Annotated in this window: 22 protein-coding genes; 17 read left to right on the plus strand and 5 right to left on the minus strand. The window is 65.6% G+C overall.

What is annotated here, in order from left to right:
- Positions 1-3 precede the first annotated feature (3 nt).
- The 7 genes from C2862_RS02415 (at position 4) to C2862_RS02445 (ending at position 8,516) form a co-directional block, all read left to right on the plus strand.
- A complete protein-coding gene (locus tag C2862_RS02415; protein ID WP_136218527.1) occupies positions 4-363 on the plus strand; it encodes an STAS domain-containing protein in 360 nt (119 codons plus the stop codon).
- Positions 360-827 carry an anti-sigma regulatory factor gene (locus tag C2862_RS02420; RefSeq protein WP_136218528.1) on the plus strand — a complete coding sequence of 156 codons (468 nt, stop codon included), beginning with the start codon at positions 360-362 and terminating at the stop codon, positions 825-827. The genes C2862_RS02415 and C2862_RS02420 overlap by 4 nt, the downstream gene beginning before the upstream one ends.
- Positions 815-1,846: a SpoIIE family protein phosphatase gene (locus C2862_RS02425; RefSeq protein ID WP_136218529.1), complete on the plus strand. Its 1,032-nt coding sequence runs from the start codon at positions 815-817 to the stop codon at positions 1,844-1,846. The genes C2862_RS02420 and C2862_RS02425 overlap by 13 nt, the downstream gene beginning before the upstream one ends.
- Complete coding sequence (locus C2862_RS02430; RefSeq protein WP_136218530.1) at positions 1,843-3,177, plus strand: sensor histidine kinase; 1,335 nt, start codon at positions 1,843-1,845, stop codon at positions 3,175-3,177. The genes C2862_RS02425 and C2862_RS02430 overlap by 4 nt, the downstream gene beginning before the upstream one ends.
- A gap of 12 nt (positions 3,178-3,189) precedes the next feature.
- The gene (locus tag C2862_RS02435; protein ID WP_136218531.1) at positions 3,190-5,079 is read left to right on the plus strand and encodes a response regulator; all 1,890 of its coding nucleotides are present in this window, start codon (positions 3,190-3,192) and stop codon (positions 5,077-5,079) included.
- Between the two features lie 222 nt (positions 5,080-5,301).
- Positions 5,302-7,485 (plus strand): bifunctional diguanylate cyclase/phosphodiesterase, encoded by a 2,184-nt coding sequence (locus tag C2862_RS02440; protein WP_136218532.1) that lies wholly within the window; start codon positions 5,302-5,304, stop codon positions 7,483-7,485.
- A gap of 74 nt (positions 7,486-7,559) precedes the next feature.
- The gene (locus tag C2862_RS02445; RefSeq protein WP_136218533.1) at positions 7,560-8,516 is read left to right on the plus strand and encodes a hypothetical protein; all 957 of its coding nucleotides are present in this window, start codon (positions 7,560-7,562) and stop codon (positions 8,514-8,516) included.
- Positions 8,517-8,638: 122 nt separating this feature from the next.
- Here the strand turns inward: C2862_RS02445 and C2862_RS02450 are convergent, their stop codons facing one another.
- Positions 8,639-10,057 (minus strand): pitrilysin family protein, encoded by a 1,419-nt coding sequence (locus C2862_RS02450; RefSeq protein ID WP_136218534.1) that lies wholly within the window; start codon positions 10,055-10,057, stop codon positions 8,639-8,641.
- An 11-nt stretch (positions 10,058-10,068) separates the two neighbouring features.
- Positions 10,069-11,460: a pitrilysin family protein gene (locus C2862_RS02455; protein WP_229467255.1), complete on the minus strand. Its 1,392-nt coding sequence runs from the start codon at positions 11,458-11,460 to the stop codon at positions 10,069-10,071.
- A 361-nt stretch (positions 11,461-11,821) separates the two neighbouring features.
- Here C2862_RS02455 and C2862_RS02460 point away from each other — a divergent pair, with 361 nt between their 5' ends.
- The 4 genes from C2862_RS02460 (at position 11,822) to C2862_RS02475 (ending at position 16,200) form a co-directional block, all read left to right on the plus strand.
- Entirely contained in the window at positions 11,822-12,589 is a 768-nt protein-coding gene (locus C2862_RS02460; RefSeq protein ID WP_136218536.1) for a GIN domain-containing protein, read from the plus strand.
- Positions 12,590-12,647: 58 nt separating this feature from the next.
- Positions 12,648-13,256 (plus strand): tetratricopeptide repeat protein, encoded by a 609-nt coding sequence (locus C2862_RS02465; RefSeq protein ID WP_136218537.1) that lies wholly within the window; start codon positions 12,648-12,650, stop codon positions 13,254-13,256.
- Positions 13,257-13,355: 99 nt separating this feature from the next.
- Positions 13,356-14,549 (plus strand): MASE4 domain-containing protein, encoded by a 1,194-nt coding sequence (locus tag C2862_RS02470; RefSeq protein ID WP_136218538.1) that lies wholly within the window; start codon positions 13,356-13,358, stop codon positions 14,547-14,549.
- A 58-nt stretch (positions 14,550-14,607) separates the two neighbouring features.
- Positions 14,608-16,200: an ATP-binding protein gene (locus C2862_RS02475; protein WP_136218539.1), complete on the plus strand. Its 1,593-nt coding sequence runs from the start codon at positions 14,608-14,610 to the stop codon at positions 16,198-16,200.
- Positions 16,201-16,207: 7 nt separating this feature from the next.
- Here the strand turns inward: C2862_RS02475 and C2862_RS02480 are convergent, their stop codons facing one another.
- Together C2862_RS02480 and C2862_RS02485 are read right to left on the minus strand one after the other, a co-directional pair.
- Positions 16,208-16,969 carry an SDR family NAD(P)-dependent oxidoreductase gene (locus C2862_RS02480; RefSeq protein WP_136218540.1) on the minus strand — a complete coding sequence of 254 codons (762 nt, stop codon included), beginning with the start codon at positions 16,967-16,969 and terminating at the stop codon, positions 16,208-16,210.
- The gene (locus C2862_RS02485; protein ID WP_136218541.1) at positions 16,966-17,217 is read right to left on the minus strand and encodes a hypothetical protein; all 252 of its coding nucleotides are present in this window, start codon (positions 17,215-17,217) and stop codon (positions 16,966-16,968) included. Before C2862_RS02485 ends, C2862_RS02480 begins: the two co-directional genes overlap by 4 nt.
- Positions 17,218-17,259: 42 nt before the next feature.
- On the opposite strand from C2862_RS02485, the gene C2862_RS02490 reads away from it, so the two are divergent.
- From C2862_RS02490 to C2862_RS02510, 5 genes are all read left to right on the plus strand, one after another.
- Positions 17,260-18,177 carry an alpha/beta hydrolase gene (locus C2862_RS02490; protein WP_229467256.1) on the plus strand — a complete coding sequence of 306 codons (918 nt, stop codon included), beginning with the start codon at positions 17,260-17,262 and terminating at the stop codon, positions 18,175-18,177.
- A gap of 146 nt (positions 18,178-18,323) precedes the next feature.
- Entirely contained in the window at positions 18,324-18,764 is a 441-nt protein-coding gene (locus C2862_RS02495) for a TIGR02594 family protein (protein ID WP_136218542.1), read from the plus strand.
- A gap of 150 nt (positions 18,765-18,914) precedes the next feature.
- Positions 18,915-19,514, plus strand: coding sequence for a GNAT family N-acetyltransferase (locus C2862_RS02500; protein ID WP_136218543.1), 600 nt, complete (start codon positions 18,915-18,917; stop codon positions 19,512-19,514).
- A gap of 85 nt (positions 19,515-19,599) precedes the next feature.
- A complete protein-coding gene (locus C2862_RS02505) occupies positions 19,600-19,812 on the plus strand; it encodes a hypothetical protein (RefSeq protein ID WP_210735848.1) in 213 nt (70 codons plus the stop codon).
- Positions 19,813-19,973: 161 nt separating this feature from the next.
- The gene (locus tag C2862_RS02510; RefSeq protein ID WP_136218544.1) at positions 19,974-22,817 is read left to right on the plus strand and encodes a pitrilysin family protein; all 2,844 of its coding nucleotides are present in this window, start codon (positions 19,974-19,976) and stop codon (positions 22,815-22,817) included.
- 115 nt (positions 22,818-22,932) lie between these two features.
- On the opposite strand, the gene C2862_RS02515 is transcribed toward C2862_RS02510, so the two are convergent.
- Positions 22,933-24,303: an SGNH/GDSL hydrolase family protein gene (locus C2862_RS02515; protein WP_136218545.1), complete on the minus strand. Its 1,371-nt coding sequence runs from the start codon at positions 24,301-24,303 to the stop codon at positions 22,933-22,935.
- Positions 24,304-24,575: 272 nt separating this feature from the next.
- Between C2862_RS02515 and C2862_RS02520 the strand changes: the two genes are divergently transcribed.
- Complete coding sequence (locus tag C2862_RS02520; RefSeq protein ID WP_136218546.1) at positions 24,576-25,556, plus strand: NAD(P)H-quinone oxidoreductase; 981 nt, start codon at positions 24,576-24,578, stop codon at positions 25,554-25,556.
- Positions 25,557-25,703: the final 147 nt, after the last annotated feature.

The following is a 25,703-nucleotide window of genomic DNA, read 5'->3' on the forward strand; positions in this document are numbered from 1 at the left end:
ACGATGGAACGCATTCCTATCCTGCGGATGGGTGACCTACTGCTGGTCACCATCCAGGTCGACATGCACGACCGCCTGGCCATGACCTTGCAGGACGACCTGACCGAGCGTATCGTGCGCGATAACGCCAAGGGCGTGCTGATCGACATTTCGGCGCTCGACCTGGTCGATTCCTTCATCGGGCGCATGATCAGCAATACCGCGGCGATGGCGCGCGTGCTCGACGCCCAGACCGTGGTGGTCGGCATGCAGCCGGCCGTTGCCATCACCCTGGTCGAGCTGGGCCTGACCCTGCACGGCGTGAAGACCGCGCTGAACGTCGAGAAGGGCATGGCCCTGCTCGGAAAGAACCTGAACAGATGAGCACCACGACTGATTCCGCAGTCGGATTCGAGACCGATCTGGTCGAAAGGCATGCCCGGCTGCGCGCGGACCGGGTCTTGCTGCCATTGCGCGGGGATGAGGACGTCGTCGGCCTGCGCAAGCACGTGCGCGAGCGCGCGGTCGGGATCGGCCTGTCGCTGGTCGACCAGACCAAGCTGATCACGGCAGCCAGCGAACTGGCGCGCAATACCATCAAGTACGGAGGTGGCGGCAGCGCCTACCTCGACAAGCTGGTCGACGGCCTGCGCCAGGGCGTCGGGCTGGTGTTCGTCGATGCCGGCCCCGGCATCCCGGACCTCGAGCAGGCGCTGCGCGACGGCTATACGACCGGCGGCGGCCTGGGCCTGGGCCTGGGCGGCTCCAAGCGCCTGGTCGACGAATTCGACATCGACACCCGTCCGGGAGAGGGGACCGCGATCGCGGTCGTGAAATGGAAACGCTGATCAGCTCCATCGACGCCCAGCTCGCCTTCCCGATCGTGCACGCCAGCGACATCGCGGCCGCACGGCGCGCCGGGCAGAAGCTGGCAACCGAGCTCGGTTTCAACGAGACCCGCGCCGGCGCGCTGGCCCTGATCGTCACCGAGGCCGGCACCAACCTGCTCAAGCATGCGGGCGAGGGCACGCTTTACCTGAACGTGGCCCAGTCCGAGGGCGTGCCCGGGGTCGACGTGCTGGCCGTGGACAACGGTCCCGGCATCGCCGATCTCGACGCCTCCCTGCGCGATGGCATGTCCACCACCGGCACCTCAGGCACCGGGCTGGGCGCCTTGCGTCGCCTGTCCGACGAATTCGACGTCTGGTCGGCGCCGGGCAATGGAACCGTGTTCTTCATGCGCCTGTGGCGTGACGAGGCCGGGCCGGGCCTGTGCCGGGTCGACGTCGGCGCGCTGACCGTGCCCCTGGCGGGCGAAGACGAATGCGGCGATGGCTGGGGCGTGGCCTGCGACCCGACGGGGGCAACCCTGCTCGCGGCCGATGGCCTGGGCCACGGACCGAGCGCGGCCGCCGCGGCGCGCGCGGCGCTGGGCGCACTGGTGAGCCGGCCGACCTCCGAGCCCGGTCCGCTGGTCGAGGCGGCGCACGAGGCGCTGCGCAGCACGCGCGGCGCGGCGCTGGCGGCGGCGCGCATCGATTTCGAAAACGATACGATCCGCTTCGCCGGCATCGGCAACATCGGCGCCTACGTAATCGACGGCCAGTCGCGCCGCGCGCTGGTCTCGCACAACGGCATCGTCGGCCACAACATGCGCAAGGTGCAGGAATTTTCCGTGCCCTGTCCGCCGGGGGCGCTGGTGATCATGCATTCCGACGGCATCCAGACCCAGTGGGACCTGGACCGCTATCCGGGGCTGCTGGCGAGCAGCCCGGCGCTGGTCGCGGCGATGCTGATGCGCGACTTCATCCGACGCCGCGACGATGCGATGGTGCTGGCGGTGCGCCGCCGTGCGGGGCGCCCATGAGCCAGCGCATCCTGTCGGTCGTCATCGAAAGCGACAAGGACGTGGTGCTGGTACGCCAGCGCGCGCGCCAGATTTCGCACCTGCTCGGCTTCGCCAAGCAGGACCAGGTGCGCATCGCCACCGCCGTCTCGGAAGTGGCGCGCGCCGCCTGTTTCGGCGGCATCAAGGCACGCGTCGGCTTCGTGCTGCACGACGGGCACGCGCGCCAGCAGCTCGAAGTGACGGTAACGGCCGCCCAGGCCGCGCAGGCGGAGTCGGAAGCGGCGGCGCTGGCCGATGCCGCGCTGGTCACCGCCCATCGCCTGATGGACAGCTGCGTGGCCGACGGCGGCAGCGACGCGCCCGCGATCCGCATGCAGAAGGCGCTGCCGCCGCAACTGCCTGTCAGCCCGTCGCGGCTGGCCCAGATCGCCACGGAACTGGCCGCCACGCCGGCCGGCAGCTCCTTCGAGGAAGTGCAGCAGCAGAACCGCGAACTGGTCGAAACCCTTGCCGAGCTGCGCGAGCGCCAGGAAGACCTGCTGTCCTTGACGCGCGAACTGGAAGACACCAACCGCGGCATCGTCGCCCTCTACGCCGAGATCGAGGACAAGGCCGAGCGCCTGCGCCGTGCGGACGAAATGAAATCGCGCTTCCTGTCCAACACCAGCCACGAATTGCGCACGCCGCTGTCCTCGATCCGTGCGCTCTCGAAGCTCCTGCTCGACCGCATGGACGGCGAACTGACCGAGGAGCAGGAACGGCAGGTCTGGCTGATCGAGCGCACCGCCACCGAGATGTCGGAGCTGGTGAACGACTTGCTGGACCTGGCCAAGATCGAAGCGGGGCGGGTAGAAGCGCAGCCGGCGCCGGTCGTGGTCGATAACCTGTTCCGCGCCCTGAAGGGCATGATGCGTCCACTGGTGGACGACAGCCGGGTCGAACTGGTGTTCGACACCGGCGGCATCAAGGATCCGTTCGAATCGGACGAGGGCATGCTGTCGCAAATCCTGCGCAATTTCATCTCGAACGCACTGAAGTTCACCGAGCAGGGCTCGGTACGCGTGAGCGCGGAGCACGAGCTCGAGAACGACACGCTGCGCTTTGCCGTCACCGACACCGGCATCGGCATCGATGCCGATCACCTGCAGCTGATCTTCGAGGAGTTCACCCAGGTCGAGAATCCGCTGCAGCGCAAGAGCAAGGGCACGGGCCTGGGGCTGCCGCTGTGCCGGCGCCTGGCCGAACTGCTGGGTGGCCGCGTCGAGGTCAGCAGCCGGCCCGGCACCGGCTCGACCTTCGTGCTGATCCTGCCGCGTTTATTTCCCCATCCGGCGCCTGCCGAGGCTTGAAGAAACCGAACCATGACTGCCAACCCACCTCTGATCCTCAACGTCGACGACAACGACGGTGCACGCTACGCCAAGACCCGGATCCTGCAAAGCGCGGGCTTCCAGGTGCTGGAAGCGGCCAACGGCACCGATGCACTGGCGATGGTCCGGGAAGAGAATCCGGCGCTGGTGCTGCTGGACGTGAAGCTCCCCGATATCAACGGTATCGAGGTCTGCCGCCGCATCAAGGCCGATCCTGATACCAACGGCGTACTGGTGCTGCAGACCTCGGCCGCGCTGACCGGGCGCGCCGACAAGATCCGCGGCCTGGAAGGCGGCGCCGACAACTACCTGGCCGCGCCGATCGAGGCCGACGAGCTGATCGCCAACGTGAATGCGCTGCTGCGCATGCGCCAGACCCAGGACGCGCTGCGCGAGGGAGAAGAACGCTTTCGCCAGCTGACCGACAACATCGAGGACGTGTTCTGGATGTTCTCGGCGCCGAACGGCGTGCTGGCTTATGTCAGCCCGGCCTACGCCACCATCTGGGGGCGCAGCGTCGACACGCTCAAGCGCCAGCACGCCAGCTGGCTGGAAAGCGTGCACCCGGACGACCGCGCGCGTCTGGCCGGACGCTGGGCGGCGCTGGCGACCCAGCCGCACTACGACGAGGAATTCCGCCTGATGATGGCCGACGGCGCGACGCGCTGGGTGCGCGACCGCCTGTTCGCGGTGAGGAATGCGCGCGGCGAGGTGTACCGCGTGGCGCGCATCACCAGCGACATCTCGGCACGTAAAGAGATGGAAGCGCTGCTGCGCGCGGCCGACGCCAACAAGAACCAGTTCCTGGCCACGCTGGCGCACGAGCTGCGCAATCCCCTGAGCCCGATCCGCAATGCCGCGGCTTTGCTCGGGGTGGGCGGCGCCAACGCCGAGCAGCGCCATGCGCATGCACGCGAAGTGATCCTGCGCCAGGTCGACCACCTGGCGCACCTGGTGGACGACTTGCTGGATGTGGCGCGCATCTCGGAAGGCAAGATCGTGCTGCGGCGCGAAGAGGTCAACCTGGGCGCCGTGATCGCCCAGGCGATCGAGACCGCCGGCCCGCTGATCGCCGCGCGCAGCCACCAGCTCGACGTGCACCAGCCGGACTGCCAGGTCTGGGTCGCGGGCGACCCGGTACGCCTGGCGCAGTCGGTCGGCAACCTGCTGCACAACGCCGCCAAATTCACGCCGAAGGGCGGCACCATCACGCTGAGCGTGGCGCTCGCGGGCGAGAACGTCCAGATCGCGGTGCAGGACAACGGCATCGGCATCGCCGAGGACAACCTGCCGCGCATCTTCGGCATGTTCGCGCAAGCCGCGGTGCCGCCGGACCGCGCGCCGGAAGGCCTCGGCATCGGCCTGTCGCTGGTGTCGCGCCTGCTCGAGATGCACGGCGGCCAGCTGCGCGCCGAGAGCCCGGGCATCGGCATGGGCAGCACCTTCACCGTCGAGCTGCCGGTGCTGCGCACCACGGGTAACGAGTGTGCAACGGACGCGGCGCAGCAGCAGGACGCCCTCGGCGGCGGCCTGCGCGTGCTCCTGGTGGACGACAACGTCGACGCCATGGAGATGATGGGCTTCCTGCTGGCAGAGATGGGCCACGAGACCTGGACCACCTCCGACGCCGCCCAGATCGAGAGCCTGGCGCTGCAGCACCGCCCGCAGGTGATCGTGCTCGACATCGGCCTGCCGGGCGCCGACGGCTACCAGCTGGCGCGCATGATCAAGGCGAATCAGGAACTGAAGCACATCCGCCTGGTGGCGCACACCGGCTACGGCTCGCCAGACGACCGCCGCCGCGCGCAGGAGGCGGGCTTCGATGCGCACCTGGTCAAGCCGGCCGAGCTCGAGGATCTGGAAAAAGCCCTGCGCGGCTAAAACGGCGCGGACACGCATACGCCGTACCGCGTGGAGTCAGGACTCCACCCTACGATTATCTTGGTTCGTAGGGTGGAGTCCTGACTCCACGCGTTTTCGTGCCCGAGCCCACCCGGGCGCCAGCACGAGTCGAACTAATTGATTGGCGGCAATCAAGCCCGGCCAATCCGGCATGTTGGCTAGAATGAGCAAGCGCATTTGTCTCCATTCCGACCGCCAACGATGCTTTCCGACGACACGCTTGACGCGGCCCGCCTGGCCATCCTCGACGCCTACCGGATCCTCGACACCGGGGCCGAGGAGTGCTTCGACCGCGTGCTGGATCTGGCCGGCGCCCTGTGCGGCACGCCGCTGGCTACACTGGCCTTCGTCGACGCCACGCGCGAGTGGCGCAAGGCCACGCTCGGCGCGATGCCGGCCGAGGTGGCGCGCGGCGCATCGCTCGCGGCCGTCGCGGTCGATGCCGGGCGCGAGCTGATCCTGCCCGACGCCTGCGACGGCCGCCATGCCGCCGCCGCCCGCGCCGCCGGCTGGTGCTTCTATGCCGCCATGCCGCTGGTGACGCAGGAGGGCTACGTGCTCGGCGTCCTGGCGGTGATGGACCGCGCGCCGCGCCTGCTTGCGGCCGGCCAGCTCGACGGCTTGCGCACCCTGGCCCAGCTGGCGATGGCCCAGCTCGAGCTGCGGCGGCGCCGGCACGACGAGACGCCGGCCGCGGCGGAACCCGAACAGCGCTTGCGCCAGCTGGCCGACGCCATGCCCTACGTCGTCTGGTCGGCCACGCCCGAGGGCCTCATCGATTACGCGAACAAGGCGATCTACGATTATGCCGGCATGCCCGACACCGGCGACATCGGCGCACAATGGATAGGGCTGCTCCATCCCGAGGACGTGGAGCCCACGCTGAGGGTCTGGGGCGAGTCGGTCGCTACCGGCGCCGTGTTCTCGGCCGAATACCGCCTGCTGCGCGGGGCCGACCGCAGCTACCGCTGGCACCTGGCCAAGGGCATGCCGATCAGGAGCGCGGAGGGCGCCATCGTCAAGTGGTACGGCACCACGACCGACATCCACGACATGAAGCTGGCGCACGAGGAAATCGGGCGCCTGGCCTTCTACGACACGCTGACCGGCCTGCCCAACCGCCAGCTGCTGGCGGACCGCCTGGGGCATGCGGTGGCGCTGCATGCACGCAACAAGCGCTATGGCGCGGTGCTCCTGATCGACCTCGATCACTTCAAGCTCATCAACGACACGCTCGGCCACGACAGGGGCGACCTGCTGCTCGAGCTGGTCGCGCGCAAGCTGGTCGCCAGCGTCGCCGCGCGCGATACCGTGTCGCGCCTGGGCGGCGACGAGTTCGTGATCGTGCTCGAGGACATCGGCCTCAACGAAGCGCAGGCCGCCGGGCGCGCTGCCGGCGTGGCGCGGCGCATCCTGGAAGCGCTCTCCGGCTCGTTCAACCTGGACGGCTACGAACGGCACATCACACCCAGCGTCGGCGTGGCCCTGTTCGGCGGCGTCGTCCATGGCATCGGCGAGCTGCTCAAGCGCGCCGACATGGCGATGTACCAGGCCAAGGGCGCGGGGCGCAATACGGTGCGCTTCTTCGACCCCGCGGTCCAGGCCGCGGCACTGGCGCGCGCCAGCCTCGACGCCGAGCTGCGCCAGGCCCTGCAGGATGGCCAGTTCCTGCTGCACTACCAGTCGCAGCAGGACGGCGCGGGGACCGTCATCGGCCTCGAGGCCCTGGTGCGCTGGCAGCATCCGCAGCGCGGCATGGTGTCGCCGGCCGAGTTCATCCCGCTGGCCGAAGACACCGGCTTGATCCTGCCGCTGGGGCGCTGGGTGCTGGAAGAGGCCTGCGCCCAGCTGGTGCGGCTGGGCGCCGTGGCCGGCACGGCAGGCATGAACCTGTCGGTCAACGTCAGTGCCCTGCAGTTCCGCCAGCGCGGCTTCGTGGACGAGGTGCTGGAGGTGCTGGCGCGCACCGGAGCCGATCCGCGCCGCCTGAAGATCGAGCTCACCGAGTCGCTGCTGGTCGAGGACATGGACGGCGCCATCGAGAAGATGGCGCGCCTGAAGGAACACGGCGTCTGTTTCGCGCTCGACGACTTCGGTACCGGTTACTCCTCGCTGGCCTACCTCAAGCGGCTGCCGCTGGACGAACTGAAGATCGACCAGTCCTTCGTGCGCAACCTGCACAGCGATTCGCGTGACCTGGCGATTGTGCACACGATCGTCGCGCTCGGGCGTTCGCTGTCCATGTCGGTGATCGCGGAAGGCGTGGAAACGACGGAACAGCGCGCCCAGTTGGCCGAGTGTGGCTGCCACCATTATCAAGGCTACCTGTTCAGCCGGCCGTTGCCGGCGCAGCAGCTCGCCGAATTCCTGGCGCGGCGTACCTGACAAGGTGCCCCGGCGGTGAACTTTGCAGGCCCGTCCAACTCTTAGCATGATTGCCGCCTGCGAGGAGAACCGCCATGGCCCAGCTATCGACTCCCGGCACACCGCTCGTGCTGGCTTCCGCCCAACTGAAGCGCAATACGCCGGCCGAGGTGGCGCAGGCGAAGACCCCGTGGCGCGAAGCCTCGCTCGAGTTCTGGCGCCGCCGCAACGCGGTGCTCGACGCCATCTTCTACGACTTGAAAGTCATCCATCCGCTCGAGGCGGCCGCGCTCGCGCCCTGGCTGGCGCGCGAAGGCGCCTTGCTGATCGTGCCGCCGTCCGGCGCCGGTGCCTTGACCATGTGCCCGCACATCGACGACTTCGCCCGCGCCGGTGGGGCAGGCTTGCGCATCCTGGCCGTGGCCGGCGTCGGCAGCTCGGCGCTCGGCACGGCCGCCTTCGCCCGCAATGTGGCCGATGCTTTCAACGAGCCGGTGGCGGCGCTGGTGTCGGGCTACGGCCTGGCCGACCTGCTGACGGAAGCGGCGGGCGGCTGGTTCTGGTTCGGCGCGCTCAACCGCATGCGCCACGCCTTCGAACAGCTCGACGACTTCACGCGCGGCACCGTGTTCGACCTGACGCCGGACGTGCCCAACGTCGCCCGCGCCAGCCTCGACACGCGCACGCTGTGCGCGCTGCTAACCGACGAACGCTTTCGATTCGGCCTGCTGACCGGACACTCGAAGGGCAACCTGGTGATCTCGGAAGCGCTGTACGCGCTGCGTGCCGCGGAGGCCGACGAGCACCTGGCGGACGTGGGCATCGTCACCATCTCGGCGGCGATTGCCATGCCGCCGCGTTATCGCAAGATCGTCGACGTCATCGGCGAGGTGGACTGGTTCGGGGCGCTCAATTCGAACGTGGCGATCGGGGTGGAGTACCGGCCGAAGCAGGCGTGGCATCACACGAATACGGAGCTGGCGTATCACTTGCCGGTTCGTGAGGTGATGAGTAACTTGCGGCGCGAGCGAGGGAGTGCGCTCTTGCAGTGACGTTGCGGATGATCGAATGCCGTACCGCGTGGGCATGGAATGCCCACCCTACAAATGCGGACGCGTCGGCCGCAAAAAACAATGCCCGCACGGGGCGGGCATCGGATCTGGAACAACCCGTCTCACCTCTCCGTGACGGTGAACTCGCCAAAGGGCTTGAGCTGCTCCGCCACCGCCTTCGGATCGCCGACCACGACGATCGACTGCGCCTCCGGTGCGAAATACTTCTTCGATACGTCGCGCACCTGCTGCGGCGTCACCTTCTGGATCAGCGGCACGTACTGGCCGAGGAATTCCGGCGGCAGGCCGATCAGCCAGTTTTGCGCCAGCGTGTTCGCCACCGCGCCCTGGAGCTGGTTGCTGATCAGGTAGCCGCCGGCGACGTAGCGCTTGTTCATCGTCATCTCCTCCGGCGGCACCAGCTCGCTGCCGATGCGCTTGTACTCGTTGAAGTACTCGGTCAGCGCCGCCCCCGTGACTTCGTTGCGCACGTCGGCGCCGCCGACGATGGCGCCGCCGACGCGGTTCATGCGCGCACCTGCCGAGGCGCCGTAGGTATAGCCCTTCTGTTCGCGCAGGTTGATGTTGACCCGGCTCGAGAAGCCGCCGCCGAGGATGGTGCTGGCCAGGCGTAGCGGCACCTGCTCGTCGGCGCTGGCCTGGATGCCGGGGCCGCCGACGCGGATGGTCGACTGCACGCTGTTCGCGCGCTCCAGCAGGATGCGCGCCGGTTTCGCGGCGCGCGGCGCCGGTGCCGTCTCGGCCAGGGCCGGACCCTCGGCCTTCCAGTCGCCGAACGCGGCCTGGGCCAGCTTCATCGCTTCGCCTTCCTTGACGCTGCCGGTGATCACCAGCAGGGCGCGGTCGGGACGGAAGCGCTTCGCATGCTCGCTGCGCAGCAGGTCCTGCGTGGTCGAACCGATCGACGCCTCGGTCGGCTGGGTGTGGCCATACGGGTGCTCGCCATACACGGCCTGGTTGATGGCGCGCTCGGCGCGGAAGCGCGGCGTGGCCTCGGCTGCGCGCAGCTCCTGCAGCGCGTTGGCCTTGGCCAGCTCGACTTCCTTGGCCGGGAAGCTCGGCGTGCGCACCACTTCGGCCAGCAGGGACATCATCGCCGGCGCCTGCGAGGCGAGGGCGTTGGCCTGGACCAGGATGCCGTCCGAGGCCGAGCTGGCGGCCACCGAGCCGCCCATGCCCTGGGCCGCTTCGGCGATGGCGCGCGAGTCGCGCTTGGCGCTGCCTTCGTTGATCATGTAGGCCAGCAGTTTGGCAAAGCCCGGATGGGCACTGTCGTCGGCCGCGAAGCCGGCGCCGCGCACGGCCAGCACGTAGTCCACGCGCGGCAGGCCCTTACGGGGTACGACCCAGACGGTCATGCCGTTCGCCAGGGTTTTTTTAATGATGGTCGGCGCCGGGATCGGCTTGTCCTTGCCGTAGGCCGGCATGGCGCTCGGCTTGGCGGCGGCAGGGGTGTCCGCGGCGAAGGCGGCCGGGGCGAAGGCCAGCGAGACGGCCAGTGTCAGCATCAGTTTTTTCATCGATGCGCTCCTCATTTCTGTGCGCCGGCAGCCGGCGCGGTTGGTGCAGGGGCAGCCGCCACCTTGGCGACGGGCTTGCGGTCGATGACGGTGCGGTTGTTCTTCACCAGGTAGGTGGAGGCCGCGCGCTGGATGTCGGCGGACGTGACGCCTTCGATCCAGCCCGGGATCTTGTTGACGACGTGTGCATCGCCCCACAGGGTCTGCAGGCGCGCCAGGGTGTCGGCGCGCGTGATGAAGCTTTCCAGGTGGTTGTTCCAGTCGGCCAGCATGCGGGTTTTCACGCGCTTGAGGGTCGCGTCGTCGACGCCGTCCTTGACGATCTTTGCGATCTCTTCATCGATTGCGGTCAGGACCGCGTCGGCGTTCGTCGTCGGCTTGTACATCGTGTACACGGTGAACAGGGTCGGGCCATCGAATTCCCAGGGGCTGGTGAGGCCGAACAGGATGTCGAGGTTCAGCGACAGCTCGCGGCCTTTCACCAGGCCCTGGTACAGGACCGAGGCGTCGCCGCCGGCCAGCAGTTCGCCGAGGACGGCCATCGGCGCCTGGTCGCGGCTGCCGCGTTCCGGCATTTTCCAGGCCGCGGCCAGCGCGGGCACCTGGGCCAGGGCGTCGCTTTGCTCGACGCGCTTCTCGGCCTTGTTCAGCGGCTCGGAGAAGTCGCCGCCTTTCGGCACCGGACGCGCGGCGATGCCGCCGAAGTATTTCTGGGCCAGCGCAAAGCCCTGCGCCGGCGTCACGTCGCCGGCGATCGCCAGCACCGCGTTGTTCGGGCCGTAGTAGTCGCGGTGGAAGGCGCGCACGTCGTCCAGGCTCGCGCCCTCGAGGTCCTCGAAGCTGCCGTAGCCGTCGTGGTTGTTCTCCCATTTCTGGAACGCGTGCTGGCCGATGTCGATCCACATGAAGCCGCCGTAAGGCTGGTTCTTCACGTTCACGCGGATCTCTTCCTTGACCACGTCCTGCTGGTTCTTCAGCGTCTCCTTGTTGAAGTCGAGCGTCTTCATGCGGTCCGCTTCGAGCCACAGGATCGGTTCGAGCGAGGAGGCCGGCGCGGTCTCGATGTAGTTGGTGAAGTCGGCGCGGGTCGAACCGTTGTTGCGGCCGCCGCCGCCGGTGATCGTCCTGTCGAACACGCCCTTCGGGGCATTCGGGGTGCCCTGGAACATCAGGTGTTCGAACAGGTGGGCGAAGCCGGTGCGGTTCTTCGGTTCCAGGCGCATGCCGACGTGGTACACGACCGAGACGCCGACGGTGGGCGAGCTATGGTCTTCGCTGATAATGACGGTCAGGCCGTTGTCGAGTTTCTTGGTGTGGACCGGCAGGTTCCACTTGTCGCTCGTTGCCGCGAGGGCTGAGACCGACAAGCCGAGCCCGGCCAGCAGGACGGGAAGATGGCGCATGCGCATTGATGACCTCGAATAAATGGCGGAGTCGAATGAAAACCGTGAAAAACGGAGCGAATCATCTTAGCGCAAGGGAATGTCAAAACGTAATCTTTTTTGCGTATGTATGTTGACGCTACGCAAGGTAGCCAACCCGGCAATTTGTCGTCCAGTCCCGCAAATCTGCAGTCTGTCGCAATCCGGGGCGGGGCATGCCGGCCTCTGGGTATAGTGCTTCCATTGCCAATTTGTATAAAAATTGTCGGATGAGCGGATTTTTCGCTGGAACCCGGCAGGGCTTGCTGGTAGGGTGGCCGCCACGTATGTACGGACGTGCAGGGCTCGAACAAGAACATCGCATCGCACCACGGAGAAACACATGAACAAATTCTTGAAGCTCGGCCTCGCGGCCCTCGGACTGTTGGCGCTGATGCGCCTGGCAACGGCCGCGCCCGAGAGCACCAGCGAAACGCGCCCGCTCGATGCGCGCGTGGTGCGCGTCAAGATCGACGGGGTTGTCGACCTGCGGGTGCGCCAGGGCAGCCCGGCCTCGCTGGTCCTGTCCGGCGATCCGCGCTGGATCGCGCAGATGACGACCCTGCAAAGCGGCGACACGGTCGTCATCGGTACCGAGATGCACGAGATGCGCATGGGCCGCAAGAACGGCGTGCGCGCCGACCTGGTGCTGCCGAACCTGCGCGAAGTCAGCTCGGAAAGCGTCGGCATGACCGACATCAGCGGCTTCAAGGGCGAGGAACTGGAACTCTCGCTCGACGGCGCCGGTTCGATGAACGTGAACGCGGACTTCCGCGTGATTTCGGCCAGCCTGGGCGGCGTCGGCAGCATGAAGCTGGCCGGCCTGAACGCCGAACGCATCACCCTCGACCTGCAGGGCGCCGGCTACGTGACCCTGGCCGGGCGCAGCAAATCCTTGAAGGCCGAGCTGGGCGGACTGGGCGGCCTGGACGCGCAGCAGTTCGCCGCCGACAGCGTCACGCTCGAACTGTCGGGGCTGGGCAACGCAACGGTCACGGCGCACCAGAGCGCCAACCTGAACCTGTCGGGCATGGGTTCGGTCACAGTCTACGGCAAGCCGCTGAACCGCCGGGTGAGCGTCGATGGACTGGGCAAGGTCAGCTGGAAATAGAACGTAGTACGGGCGAAATAAGAAAAAGTAGGCGCAAGACCGAACCACGCACGAGACAATGAAAAAATTTACTGTAGCGATCCTGCTGGCACTAGGGCTGCATGGTGCAGCGCTGGCAGGATTTCCCGAAGGGGCGAACGCGTACAACGCGCGCAACTATGCGCTGGCGTTGAAAGAGATCACGCCCCTGGCGCGCGCCGGCAATCCCGAGGCCCAGCACCTGCTGGGCTTGATGTATTACATGGGCCGCGGCGTCACGCGCGACTACAAGCAGGCCTTCGCCTGGCACCTGAAGGCGGCCCAGCAGGGCAAGGCCGACGCCCAGTATGTCGTCGGCGCCATGTACTACACGGGTAACGCCGTGCCGCTCGACCAGAAGCTGGCCGTCAACTGGTTCCGCCGCGCGGCCGAGCAGGGCCACGCCGAAGCCCAGCACGCACTCGGCCTGATGTACCGCTACCACGTGGCGGGCGTGCCCGGCGATCCGGTGATCGCCTACATGCTGTGGAACCTGGCGGCGGCGAGCGGCAACCACAATGCCGTCGGCCAGCGCGCGGCGATCGCCAAGACCATGACGCAGGAGCAGATCGAGGAGGCGCAGGCCTTGTCGCGGACGTGGAAGGTGGGGACGCCGTTGCCGATGCAGTCGAAGACCGGTGGAGGGTAGCTTGTTGGACAGGGGAGCCACGGCCCCGTACCGTGCTCCACTTCTTCGCCACCTGACATACGATGAGTAACGCGAAAACTTGGGCGGCGCCCATTGCGCATGAACTACACATCCGAGTGGTCAGGCATTCCGCGCGAGCGCGCGGCGTCTGCTGACAGCCAGACAGCCAGAACCTTGTTCGAATACGACGCCAAGCCGGCATCAAGGCGCCTGGCGCTGGTCATCGTTGCGGTATCGCTGGGGATGTTTATTACGCTCATCCCGTTCGCGAGTACGCCGCTGGCCGCCGCGCCCTGGTTCATCCCCCTGCATCAGCCGGTTCTCGCGATCAACGACCTGATCACGACGACGCTGCTGCTCGGCTATTTCTACCTGACCCGCAGGAAGGCCATCCTGGTCCTGGCCTGCGGCTACCTGTACTCGGCCGTCATGGCAACGGTGCACTTGCTGTCCTTCCCGGGCGTCTTCACGCCCACCGGGCTGCTCGGCGCCGGCCCGCAAACGACCGGCTACCTGCACGTTTTCTGGCACCTCGGCTTTCCCGTTGCGGTCATCGCCTATTCCTTCCTCAAGCAGACGGGCCGGCCCGCGGAAAAGCCGGGACGGGCGACGGCCAAGGCGATGCTGGTGACGCTCGCCTGCGCCGCCGTGCTGGGCACGCTGGCGACGGCGGGAGGCGACTGGCTGCCGCAGATGTTGACGGACAACCGTTACTCGTCCGCCTTCAACATCGGGCGCTACGGCCAATGGTTCGTTACCGGGCTGGCCCTGGTCATCCTGTTCACCCGCCGCTCGGCCTCGGCGCTGGACATGTGGCTGGGGGTGGTGCTGTCCGCATGGTTCTTCGAAATCGGGCTCGTCAGCGTGTTCAATGCCGGCCGCTGGGATGTCGGCTTCTATGCCGGCAGGGCATACGGCCTGGTCGCCTCGATCTTCGTCCTGATCATGCTGCTGGTCGAGCACGGGCGCATGCACCGCGACCTGGCCGAAGCCCAGGCCACCGCACGCACCGCCGCCAGGCTGCAGGAAATGCAGCAAGTGCTGCGCCTGGCATTGAAAGCGGGAAGGATGGGCGTGTTCAGCTGGGACCTCGTCAACGATCGCGCATGGTGGAGCCCGGAGGTGGAGCAGGACATCCTCGGGCTGCGGGCCGGAGAACTGGCTGCGCAGCCGGACGCGCTGACGGATTACGTGTTCGCCGAGGATCGCGACCGCCTGCGCGCAGATCCACGAATGCATCGGCAACCGGCGCGAATGCGATGTCGAGTTCCGCCTGCGCGACGCGCAAGGTGAGCCGCGCTGGGCGTTCGCGCGCGGCGAAGCCGGTTACGACGAGCATGGCAAGGCAACGGTGGTATTCGGCGTCCTGGCCGACATCACGGAGCGCAAGCGCGGCGAGGCGGCGGCAGCCGAGATGGAGAGGCATTTCCACACCCTGGCGGACGAATTGCCGGAGATTGCCTGGATGGCGCGGCCGGACGGCTGGATCTACTGGTTCAACCGGCGCTGGCACGAATACACCGGGCTGTCGCAGGCGGAGGCCGAAGGCTGGGGCTGGCGCAAGGTGAACGACCCGGACCTGGTGCCGACCATCGTCGCCAGGTGGCGCCATTCGGTCGCCACCGGCGAACCCTATGAAATGGTGGTGCCCTTGAAGGGGACGGACGGCCGCTGGCGGCAGTTCCTGAGCCGGGCTGTGGCGCTGCGCAACAACGACGGGCAGATCATCCACTGGTTCGGGGTGAATGCCGACATCACGGCGCAGACCGAGGCCGAAGAGACGCTCAAGCTGGCGGACCAGCGCAAGGACGAGTTCCTGGCGACGCTGGCCCATGAGCTGCGCAATCCGCTGGCGCCGATCCGCAACGCCGCCGAACTGCTGACGCGCATGCCCGGCCTGCCGCCCAGCGTCGAACGGGCGCTGGCCATCGTCGACCGCCAGTCGCGCCACCTCGCGCGCCTGGTCGACGACCTGCTGGAGGTGTCGCGGATCACCCAGGGAAAGGTGTCCCTGCGCAAGAAGGACGTGTCGCTGGTCGACTGCCTGTCGGACGCATTGCACGCGGTGGAAGGCGCGCTCAAGGCTGCCGGACACGAGGTACTGGTGCACCTGCCCGACGACCCGTTATACGCGAGCGCGGACGCCACCCGCATCGTCCAGTGCTTCCTCAACCTGCTGAACAACGCGATCAAGTTCACGCCGCACGGCGGCGTGATCGGCGTGTCGGCCGAGCGCCTGCCCGGCATGGCGAAGATCGCCATTTCCGATAGCGGCATCGGCATTCCGCCGGAACACTTGCAGGATATCTTCGGCCTGTTCTCGCAAGTCACCCCGGCGCTCGAGCGCAGCCAGGGCGGCCTCGGGATCGGCTTGTCGCTGGTGAAGGGGTTTGTCGAGCTGCACGGCGGCAGTGTCGAGGCGGCGAGCGCAGGCGCCGGCAGCGGCAGCACGTTTACCGTCACCCTGCCGCTGCTCGAGCGGCCCGCCCTGTCGCCGGCGGACATGACGCATACCAGCCACAATGCGAGCCGCGAAGCGCGCCTGCATCCGCGCCGTGTCCTCGTCGTCGACGACAACCGCGATGCCGCCACCAGCATGGTGGCCCTGTTGCAAGCGGCCGGCCACCAGGTGCGCGAGGCCCACGACGGACAGGAGGGACTCAGGCTGGCCTTCGAGTTCGAGCCGGAGGTCGTCCTGCTCGACCTCGGCATGCCGGGCATATCGGGCTTCGACGTGGCGCGCGAACTGCGCGGACGGACCGCCCAGGCGGCGCCGCGCATCATCGCCGTCACCGGATGGGGCCAGGAAAGCGACCGCCGCCTGACGCGCGAGGCCGGCTTCGACTTCCACCTGACCAAGCCGGTCAATCACACGGAACTGGACGTGCTGCTGTCGATGGATGTGCCCAATGCCGAACCGGCGGCGCCGCCGGTCCGGCACTAGGCCATGACTACATCGGCGGCTGTCCGTTGGATGCCGTCACGCCCGCATCCACGGGCAGGTTGACGCCCGTGACCAGGCGCGCGTCCTCGCTTGCCAGGAATGCGATGACCGCTGCAACGCCTTCCGCATCCTCTGGTGCGCCGAGCGGCATGCGTTCATTGAACTTGGCGACCAGCTCGGGATCCGCCAGCATGTCCTGGGTCATGCCGGTATCCGTGAAGCTCGGATTGACCGCGTTGACCCGCACGCCATCCTTTCCTGCATCCAGCGCCATCGCGCGCACCATGTTGCTGACCGCGCCCTTCGAGGTGTTGTAGGCGAAGGTATTCCAGTCGCCTCCCAGCCCCGAGACGGAGGAGGTCATGACGATCGAGCCTTTGACCTTGACCAGTTCGGGCATCGCCGCCTTGGCCATGTGGAAGTAGCCGGCCACGTTGACCGACATGACGTGGTCGAAGTCTTCTTCGCTGGTCTGCATGATGTCGCCTTCGACCGCCACGCCGGCGTTGTTGACCAGGATGTGCAGGCCGCCGAAACGGTCGAGGGCGGCCTTGACGGCGGTGGTGGCGGTTTCCTTTTTGGCGGTGTCGCCGACGTGGACGAGGACGCGGTCCTGTGGGAGTCCAGAAGCAACTTTCTTGAGGCTGGCTTCGTCCTTATCGAGCATCACGACACGGGCGCCTTCGTCGAGGAAACGGCGGGCGGTGGCCAGGCCGATGCCGGAAGCGGCGCCGGTGACGAGTACGGTTTTGTCTTTGAAGCGGTTCATTCTGATTCCTCTATTAGCCAAACCAAATTGAGCGGCGCAAGTAGCCGCAGCGGCAATGACGATGTGCGCAAACTAGCCTGATCGCGGATACGCCGGAGTTTGATTACGACGATAGCACGGCCGTGCAAATACGGATTTTCTGTTTCTCCACGCAACTTCACGCGTTGTGGATCATGCTGTTCGCAGGCGTTGCAGGCGGCTAATTGAGCTTTCTCAAACGACAACAATTCAGGTAAACTGGTTTCCAATTAGGCGCGTGCGTGGCGGCTATTCACAATTCAAGGAAATTCGTGCGTATCAGTTTCTTGTGCGGTTTAGCTTTTCTATTAATCGGCTTGCTTCCGGCACAGGCCGGGACCTGGCAACCATCGCCAGGGCAGGTACAGGTCTCGATCTGGCCCGGGGCTGTACCTGATGCACTATCCGCGCAAAAGACAGAGTCTGTCGTCGCTGCGACGGGACATGGTGGCTGGATGCAGATTAATGACGTCAGCCGCCCCACGATGACCGTGTATCCGGCGAAGAACATGAACACCGGAGCCGCCGTAGTTGTATTTCCTGGAGGAGGATTCAGGGTTCTCGCCATCGACCTGGAAGGAACGGAAATCTGCGATTGGCTGACATCGCGGGGGATTACCTGCGTGCTGCTCAAATACCGTGTCCCTGGAGGAAACGATTATTGGGACGATAAATGTAATTGCAGGATTACGCCAAAAATACCGCGTGCGCTGCAGGACGCGCAAAGGACTATCAAGCTGGTGCGCTCGAAGGCACAGGAACTGCATCTCGATCCAAAAAAAATCGGAGTCATTGGCTTCTCGGCAGGGGGGTATCTGGTCGCGCAGACCAGCAATATCGTTACACCCACGTACAAGCCGGTTGACGCGGCCGACGCCTTGAGCAGTCGCCCCGACTTTGCTATTGCGCTCTATCCGGGCCACCTTTGCCGCTCCGGCGTATTAGAAGCAAGCATTCATGTAACGAAGGCGACTCCCCCTACATTCCTGTTACAAGCTTGGGATGATCCGGTGGATTCCATCTGCAACAGTATTCTCTATGCCGACGCGCTTCATCACGCGGGGGTGCCCACAGAGGTTCATTTCTTTGCAAAGGGAGGGCACGCTTTCGGTCTCAGGGACAAGGACCACCCAGTTGCAGCCTGGCCGACGCTAGTCGAAAGCTGGCTTAAGGAAATTGGAGTCCTGTAGATCGGTGCGATTCGCACCGTCCTGCGGCCCGAAGCCGTTACCGACATTCGCGCTCATTGGTTTTTGACAAACGACCTACAATACCGGAAACAGTTTATTTGAACTCCTTACCTGTGACCGTCATAAGGTCCGACGACACGCCCTGGATGGAAACGGCTTTCGGAGAGCACGGCATACGCCGCTTCCCGGCTGGACAGACCAACCCCCGAATTGTCGAGTACAACGACCACACCAACTTGCGCGGCTATGACGACAAGATTTCATGGTGTTCATCTTTCGTGAATTGGTGCCTCGCCCAGTCCGGTATCGCAGGCACTGGTTCAGCATTGGCCCGTTCCTGGCTGGAATGGGGTGTACCCCTTGAAAGCCCCGTTCCCGGATGCATCGCCGTGCTGACACGGGACGATCCGAATAGCTGGAAAGGTCACGTGGGTTTCTTCCTGCGCGTGGAAGGGGACTGCGTTTTCCTGCTTGGAGGGAATCAGCTCGAAGAGGTTCGGGAACATTACTACCCCGTAGCCAGTGTGTTGAGCTACCGGTGGCCCGCTCATCGACTTGAAGCCGACAATAAGACTGATAACAGCTAATGTCAGGTCCGGGTTGTCAGCCGACCCTGCAATAGGTCGCAATCGGCCAGCAGCGCCCGCTACATGACGATCGTACGACCATTGGTGGTGGCTTGATGATGTCGATGTGCTGCTCGGCAGATTGCAGGCGCTGCGACGCTGCCGACGGCCGTGAGCGCAGGTTCACCAGTACAATCTGATGCATTAGCTAAAAGCCAAGGTCTTGTGATGCCAATATCGCTTCCAGAAGCAATTCAGACACGGAGCTTAACGTTAAGAAAGCCCGATGCGGCCGATGCGAAGCACATTTTTAAAGCTTATACGCAGGACCTCGACGTTGCGCGATATCTGGTCTGGCGCCCGCATCAGTCGATCGGGGAAACCGAAGCGTTCATTTTGAACTGCATGCAAGGCTGGGCCAGCGGCCAGCGCCGCCCGTTTATCCTCACCCGGCGCGAAAACAGTCGTATTCCCATCGGGATGCTGGAAGCGCGCATTCTCCCGAATGCCATCGACCTCGGATATGTTTTGCAGCGATCATATTGGGGCGCCGGTCTCATGACCGAAGCAATCCTTGCTCTTAGTGACGCGGCCTTGAGTCTCCCGGAATGTTCTCGGGTGCAGGCAACGTGCGACACGGAAAATCATGCATCTGCGCGCGTGTTGGAGAAGGCCGGGTTCACGAGAGAAGGGCAGCTTGAACGGCATAGTGTATTACCCAACCTTGGACCCGAACCGCGCGCATCGTTCATGTATGCGCGTTCCAGATAGCGCCAATCGGAAGCCGAGGGGCTGGTCTGTTATCTGACACTGACCGTTTGTGACATTGACCGGTTCCGTTCAAGATTACCCAACCATGACCAATCAAAATAAGACGGAACGGTGCCAAATTTGCGGGCGCGGCCTCGATAACCCAGCAGATTCGCTTTCGGAAAACTGTGGCGGCGATTGCTGGGGATGTATTGGCGAGATTGAGGCCGATATGGGCGATTCCTGGGCGTTGGCCAAAGTTCGAAAAGAGTTCGATGCTGGTCTTCGTCCAGGCTGGATTGATCCCACTGAACCGTAAAACCAATACCTGCTGTGCCACCGCTCCATCGGCTATTCGGCCGTTTTTTTCGGTCACTCAGCTTCGACGTTGTAGCAATCAAGAAATTGCAATAGTATCCAGAACCTCAGGCGCACCGATGGGTTCGCCAACCGTTCCCACTACTGCAAGGACCTGATTGCATGAAGCTTGTTCGCCCGACCCTCCTGCTGGCCGCCGCCGTCCTGTCCACTTTACCCGCCAGCGCGTCCCTCGCGGCCCAGGCCGCCGCGCCGAAAGCCGCCACCCCGGCGCTGAAAGTCGACTATCAGAAGTTCACGCTGCCCAACGGCCTGGAAGTCATCTTCCACATCGACCGTTCCGACCCGGTCGTGGCCGTCAACCTGACGGCGCACGTGGGATCGAGCCGCGAGAAGGCGGGTCGTACCGGCTTCGCCCACCTGTTCGAGCACCTGCTGTTCCTGGAGTCGGAAAACCTGGGCAAGGGCGGTCTCGACAAGATGACCGCGCGCATCGGCGGCTCGGGCGCCAACGGCTCGACCTCGCAGGACCGCACCAACTACCTGCAGACGGTGCCGAAGGATGCGCTGGAGAAGATGATCTGGGCCGAGGCGGACAAGCTGGGCTGGTTCATCAACACCGTCACCGATCCGGTGCTGGCCAAGGAAAAGCAGGTCGTCAAGAACGAGAAGCGCCAGGGCGTGGATAACGCGCCTTACGGCCACACCCGCTACGTCATCAATAAGGCCCTGTATCCGGCGGACCATCCCTATAACTGGCAGGTCATCGGTTCGCTCGAGGACTTGCAGAATGCAACCCTGGACGACGTCAAGGAATTCTTCCGCCTCTGGTACGTGCCCAACAACGTGACCCTGGTGCTGGCGGGCGACTTCGATCCGGTGCAGGCCCGCAAGTGGGTCGAAAAGTATTTTTCCGAAATCAAGCGCGGTGAGGCGATCAAGCCGATGGCCAAGCGTCCGGGCAGCCTGAAGCAGACCGTGAAGCTGGCGCACGAGGACAACTTCGCGAAGCTGCCCGAGCTGACCATGACCTGGCCGACCGTCGAGGACCTGCATCCGGATTCGTATGCGCTGGAGGTGCTGGCCGAATACCTGTCCCAGACCAAGCGCGCGCCGTTCTACAAGGTCGTCGTCGAAGACAGCAAGCTCGCGCCAGCCGTCCAGATCGGCAACAACACCTCGGAACTGGCGGGCCAGTTCATGCTGCGCATCCGCGCCTTCGAAGGCAAACCGCTGGACGAGGTGGCAGGCGCCGTCGACCAGGCCTTCGCCAGGTTCGAGAAGGAGGGCATTTCCGAGCGCGACCTGAACCGCATCAAGGCCGGCCTGGAAACCCGTTTCTACAACGCGATGTCGAGCGTGCTCGGCAAGTCGGCGTTGCTGGCGGAATCCAACTACCTGACCGGCAATCCGGGTTATGTGTCCGATAGCGTCAAGAAGACCCTGGCGGTGAGCACGGCCGACGTGCGCCGCGTGTACGACACCTACATCAAGGGCAAGCCGTTCGTGGCGACCAGCTTTGTCCCGAAAGGCAAGCTGGCGCTGGCGCTGAGCGGATCGAGCAAGGCCGAAGTGGTCGAGGAAAAAGTGGTGCAGGGCGCCGAGCAGGCGGTCGACGCGAGCAAGAACGCGGAGTATGCGAAGACGCCGTCCTCGTTTGACCGCAGCAAGGAACCGCCGTACGGCGAGACGCCGGCGCTGAAGGTGCCGCAGGTGTGGAACACCACGCTCGCCAACGGCATGCGCGTGTACGGCATCGAGAACAAGGAAGTGCCGCTGGTGCAGTTCGACATCGCGATCGACGGCGGCCTGCTGCTGGATCAACTCGACAAGGTGGGCGTGGCCAACCTGATGGCGCGCATGCTGACCCAGGGCACCGCGAGCAAGACGCCGCAGGAACTGGAAGAAGCGATCCAGCAGCTGGGCGCGACGATCAATGTCGCTGCCCGTACCGAGGATGTGCGCATCAGCGTCACGACCCTGGCGCGCAATTATGCGGCGACCCTGGACCTGGTCGAGGAGATGCTGCTGCAGCCGCGCTGGGACGAGAAGGAGTTCGCCCTTGTCAAGGCAAGCGTGCTGAGCCAGATCCGCCAGCAGGAAGCCGATCCGAACGCGCTGGCCGGCATCAATTTCGCCAAGCTGGTCTACGCCAAGGACGATCCCCGTTCGCGCAACATCCTGGGTACGGCGGAGGCGGTCAACGCGATCACCATCGACGACCTGAAGACGTACTACCGCGCCAACCTGTCGCCGTCGAACGCACGCATGCACGTGGTCGGCGCCTTGCCGAAGGCGGCGATCGCCCGTTCGCTGGCCGGGCTCGGACGCGACTGGAAAGCGAAATCGGTGGAACTGCCAGCAAGCTCGCTGGCCGGCGGTGCGGCTCCAGGCAAGGTCTACTTCGTCGACGTGCCGGACGCCAAGCAGTCGGTGCTGAACGTCGGCTACCGTGCGCTGCCCGTCACCGACGCGGATTATTACCCGGCCACCGTGATGAACTACATCCTGGGCGGCGGCGGTTTCGCCTCGCGCCTGACCCAGCAGCTGCGGGAAGGGAAGGGCTATACCTATGGCATCCGCTCGGAGTTCGCGGGCAGCAAGAGCGCCGGTCCGTTCATCATCGCCAGCGGCGTGCGCAGCAACGTCACGCTGGAGTCGACCCAGCTGGTGAAAGCCATCCTGCAGGACTACCCGGCGACCTATACGGCGGCCGACCTCGAGACGACCAGGAACTTCCTCGTCAAGAGCAATGCGCGCGCCTTCGAAACGGCCGCGGCCAAGCTGGCCATGCTCGACAACATGAGCAAGTACGGCTGGCGCGCCGACTACGTCAAGGAGCGCGAAGGGATCGTCAAGGCGATGACGCTGCCGCGTATCCAGGCGCTGTCGACGAAGTACCTGGATCCGTCGAAGATGGTGTGGCTGGTGGTGGGGGATGCAAAGACCCAATTGCCGCGCATGAAGGAGCTGGGCTTCGACGAGCCGGTGCTGATCAGCAAATGATTGTAGGGTGGGCATGCCCACGCGTGACGCCTGCATCGTGTTGGCGGAGTCGTTCCTTAAACGGAGCCAACACGATTCGACGTTTACGCGTGGGCATGCCCACCCTACGCTTGAATTACTCAACCGTCGCTGGCGCCTTCTGCTGCGCCGGCTTCAACCCCGATATCCCCACCGAACGGAACAGCGTCAGCGGCACCGCATTGCCCATCGCCTGGTAGCCCAGGTCGTTCGGGTGCAAATGATCGCCGCTGTCGTAGGCCGGCAGGAAGCGCGTCGGGTGCGAGGGGTCGCGCGTGGCGAGGTCGAAGTCGATCACGGCGTCGAATTCGTCGCTGTTGCGGATCCAGTTATTCACCGCCTGGCGCACCACTTCCTTCTCGGGCGAATAGTAGCCCGCGCCTTCGAAGGGCGTCAGCGTTGCGCCGAAGACGGCGATCCCCTTGGCGTGGGCGCGGGCGATGACCTGGCGGTAGCCGGCGATCAGGTCGGCAGCGGGGATCGGATTCATGGCCGGGCTGTTGCCGATGTCGTTGATGCCGATGAGCAGGGTCATGTAGCGCACGCCGGCGGTGGCCAGCACATCGCGGTCGAAGCGCTCGAGGATGCTGCGGCCGGCGAGCGGGTTGGGCGAATCGCTGACCAGGCGGTTTCCGCTGATGCCGCGGTTGACCACGCCCAGGCGCGCGTTCAGGCCGAGCACGGGATCGCGCACGGTTTGCAGGCGGCGCGCCAGCCAGTCGGGCCACCGGTTGTTGGTGTCGACCGTGCTGCGCGTGCCGTCGGTGATCGAGTCGCCCAGGGTGACGATGGACGGTCCGGCGCTGTCGACGTCCACTTCGGTGAGGAAGGGCCAGGCCGTGATCGTGCGCTGCACGGGGAGGGTGGCGGCCGCCGTGAAGTCGCCCGGCAGCGAGACGTAATTGGTCTGCAGGCCCGTGTTGTGGATCGTGGTCGCCTCGACCGTGCCCGGCAGGTACAGGCTGACGGCAAGGTCGCCCAGGGCCGGCACGTTCAGTTCCACCGGGTCCGACAGCACCGGCGCGCCGGGCGGGATCGTGATCGAGGGGCTGCCGCTGAAGGTCAGCACGCGGTCGGTGCCGGGTGCGACGTCGGAACCCGCTGCGCGCACGCCGATGCGGGCGGCACCGATGCGCAGGGGCACGGTGCCGAACTCGTTCGATACGCGGATGCGCACGCGGTTGCCGCCGATGCTGGTATGGACGATCAGGCGCAAGGTCTGGTCGGTAAAGGTTTGCAGGTTGGTCGCGGGCGGCGGGCCGGCGGGCGCCGTGCCCCAGGTGCCGGTCCAGCGTTCGTTGCTCCAGTTCTGGGCGCCGGCGTGCTGGCCGGGCAGGGCGAGGGCGATCGCCAGTGCGACGCCACCCAGCAGCATGCCGCGGCGCGGGCGATTGGACGGGGTCGGACGATGAAAGGCGGCCGCGGTGCGCTGGGCCAGGTCGGACAGGGCGGACGATATCGACAACATGATCGTGCTCCTTCGTGGTTGGTGGAAACGTGCTCATATGGCTGAGCGCGCGTCCTCCAATCTATGCGGCGCGGGTAGCACGGACAAGGTAGGTACGGACGAGTTCGTTGTGCTAGCTCTAAAGTTCCCCACAAAGCTCATGCGTCAAAGAATTTGTTTGCGTTTGAGCACAGCAAATTGAAATAAAGTCGCCATACGGCAACAAATCCGGACCCCGACGCGTGCGCAGGCACTGACGTACAATTGTTGTTTTCTCAAGAGGAGACCGGACCATGCGTGCCATCGAAATCACCCAACCGGGCAAGCCCGAGGTATTGCAACTGTGCGAGCGGCCGACGCCGGAGCTGAAGGCCGGTGAGGTACTGATCAAGGTCCACGCGGCGGGCATCAACCGCCCCGATGTGTTCCAGCGCCTGGGCCAGTATCCGGTGCCGCCGGGCGCCTCCGACCTGCCGGGCCTGGAAGTGGCGGGCGAGATCGTCGACGGTGAGCTCGGCGACAGTGGCTTTGCCAAGGGCGACATGGTCTGCGCGCTGGTGCAGGGCGGCGGCTATGCCGAGTACTGCGCGGCGCCGCTGGCGCAATGCCTGCCGGTGCCGCAGGGCTTGTCCATGGTCGAGGCGGCCTCGCTGCCGGAAACCTTTTTCACGGTCTGGTCCAACGTGTTCGATCGCGCGCAATTGAGCGAGGGCGAGACCCTGCTGGTGCAGGGCGGCACGTCCGGCATCGGCGTGACGGCGATCCAGCTGGCGACCGCCATGGGACACCGCGTGTTCGCCACCGCCGGCACCGAAGACAAGCGCCGCGCCTGCGAGGAGCTCGGCGCCGAGCGCGGCATCAACTACCGGGACGAGGATTTCGTCGCCGTGGTGAAAGAACTGACGGGCGGGAAGGGCGTCGACGTCGTGCTCGATATGGTGGCCGGCGACTACGTGGGACGCGAGATCGATTGCCTGGCGGACGATGGGCGCATTGCGATCATCGCGCTGCTGGGTGGTGCCAAGGCGAATGTCGACCTGTCGCAAGTGCTGCGCCGGCGCTTGAGCATCAGCGGTTCGACCCTGCGGCCGCGGCCGGTGGCCTTCAAGGGCGCGATCGCGCAGAAGCTGCGCGAGCGGGTGTGGCCGTTGCTCGAAGCGGGGAAGATCAAGCCGGTGATCTACAAGACTTTCCCGCTGGCCGAGGCGGCCGCTGCGCACGAGTTGATGGAGTCGAGTACGCACGTCGGGAAAATCGTGCTGCAGGTGGTGTGAACCGGTGGATCGGGCGTAGGGTGGGCGCTCCGTGCCCACCAAACGATGCGCCAACGTGACCCATGCAATGGTGGGCACAGGGCGCCCACCCTACGCCCTGCGAACAGCAATGAATCCTAGGGTGGAGTCCCGACTCCACGCAGTCGT

The sequence above is a fragment of the Massilia sp. Mn16-1_5 genome, from assembly GCF_004798585.1.
Taxonomy (GTDB): Bacteria; Pseudomonadota; Gammaproteobacteria; order Burkholderiales; family Burkholderiaceae_D; genus Telluria.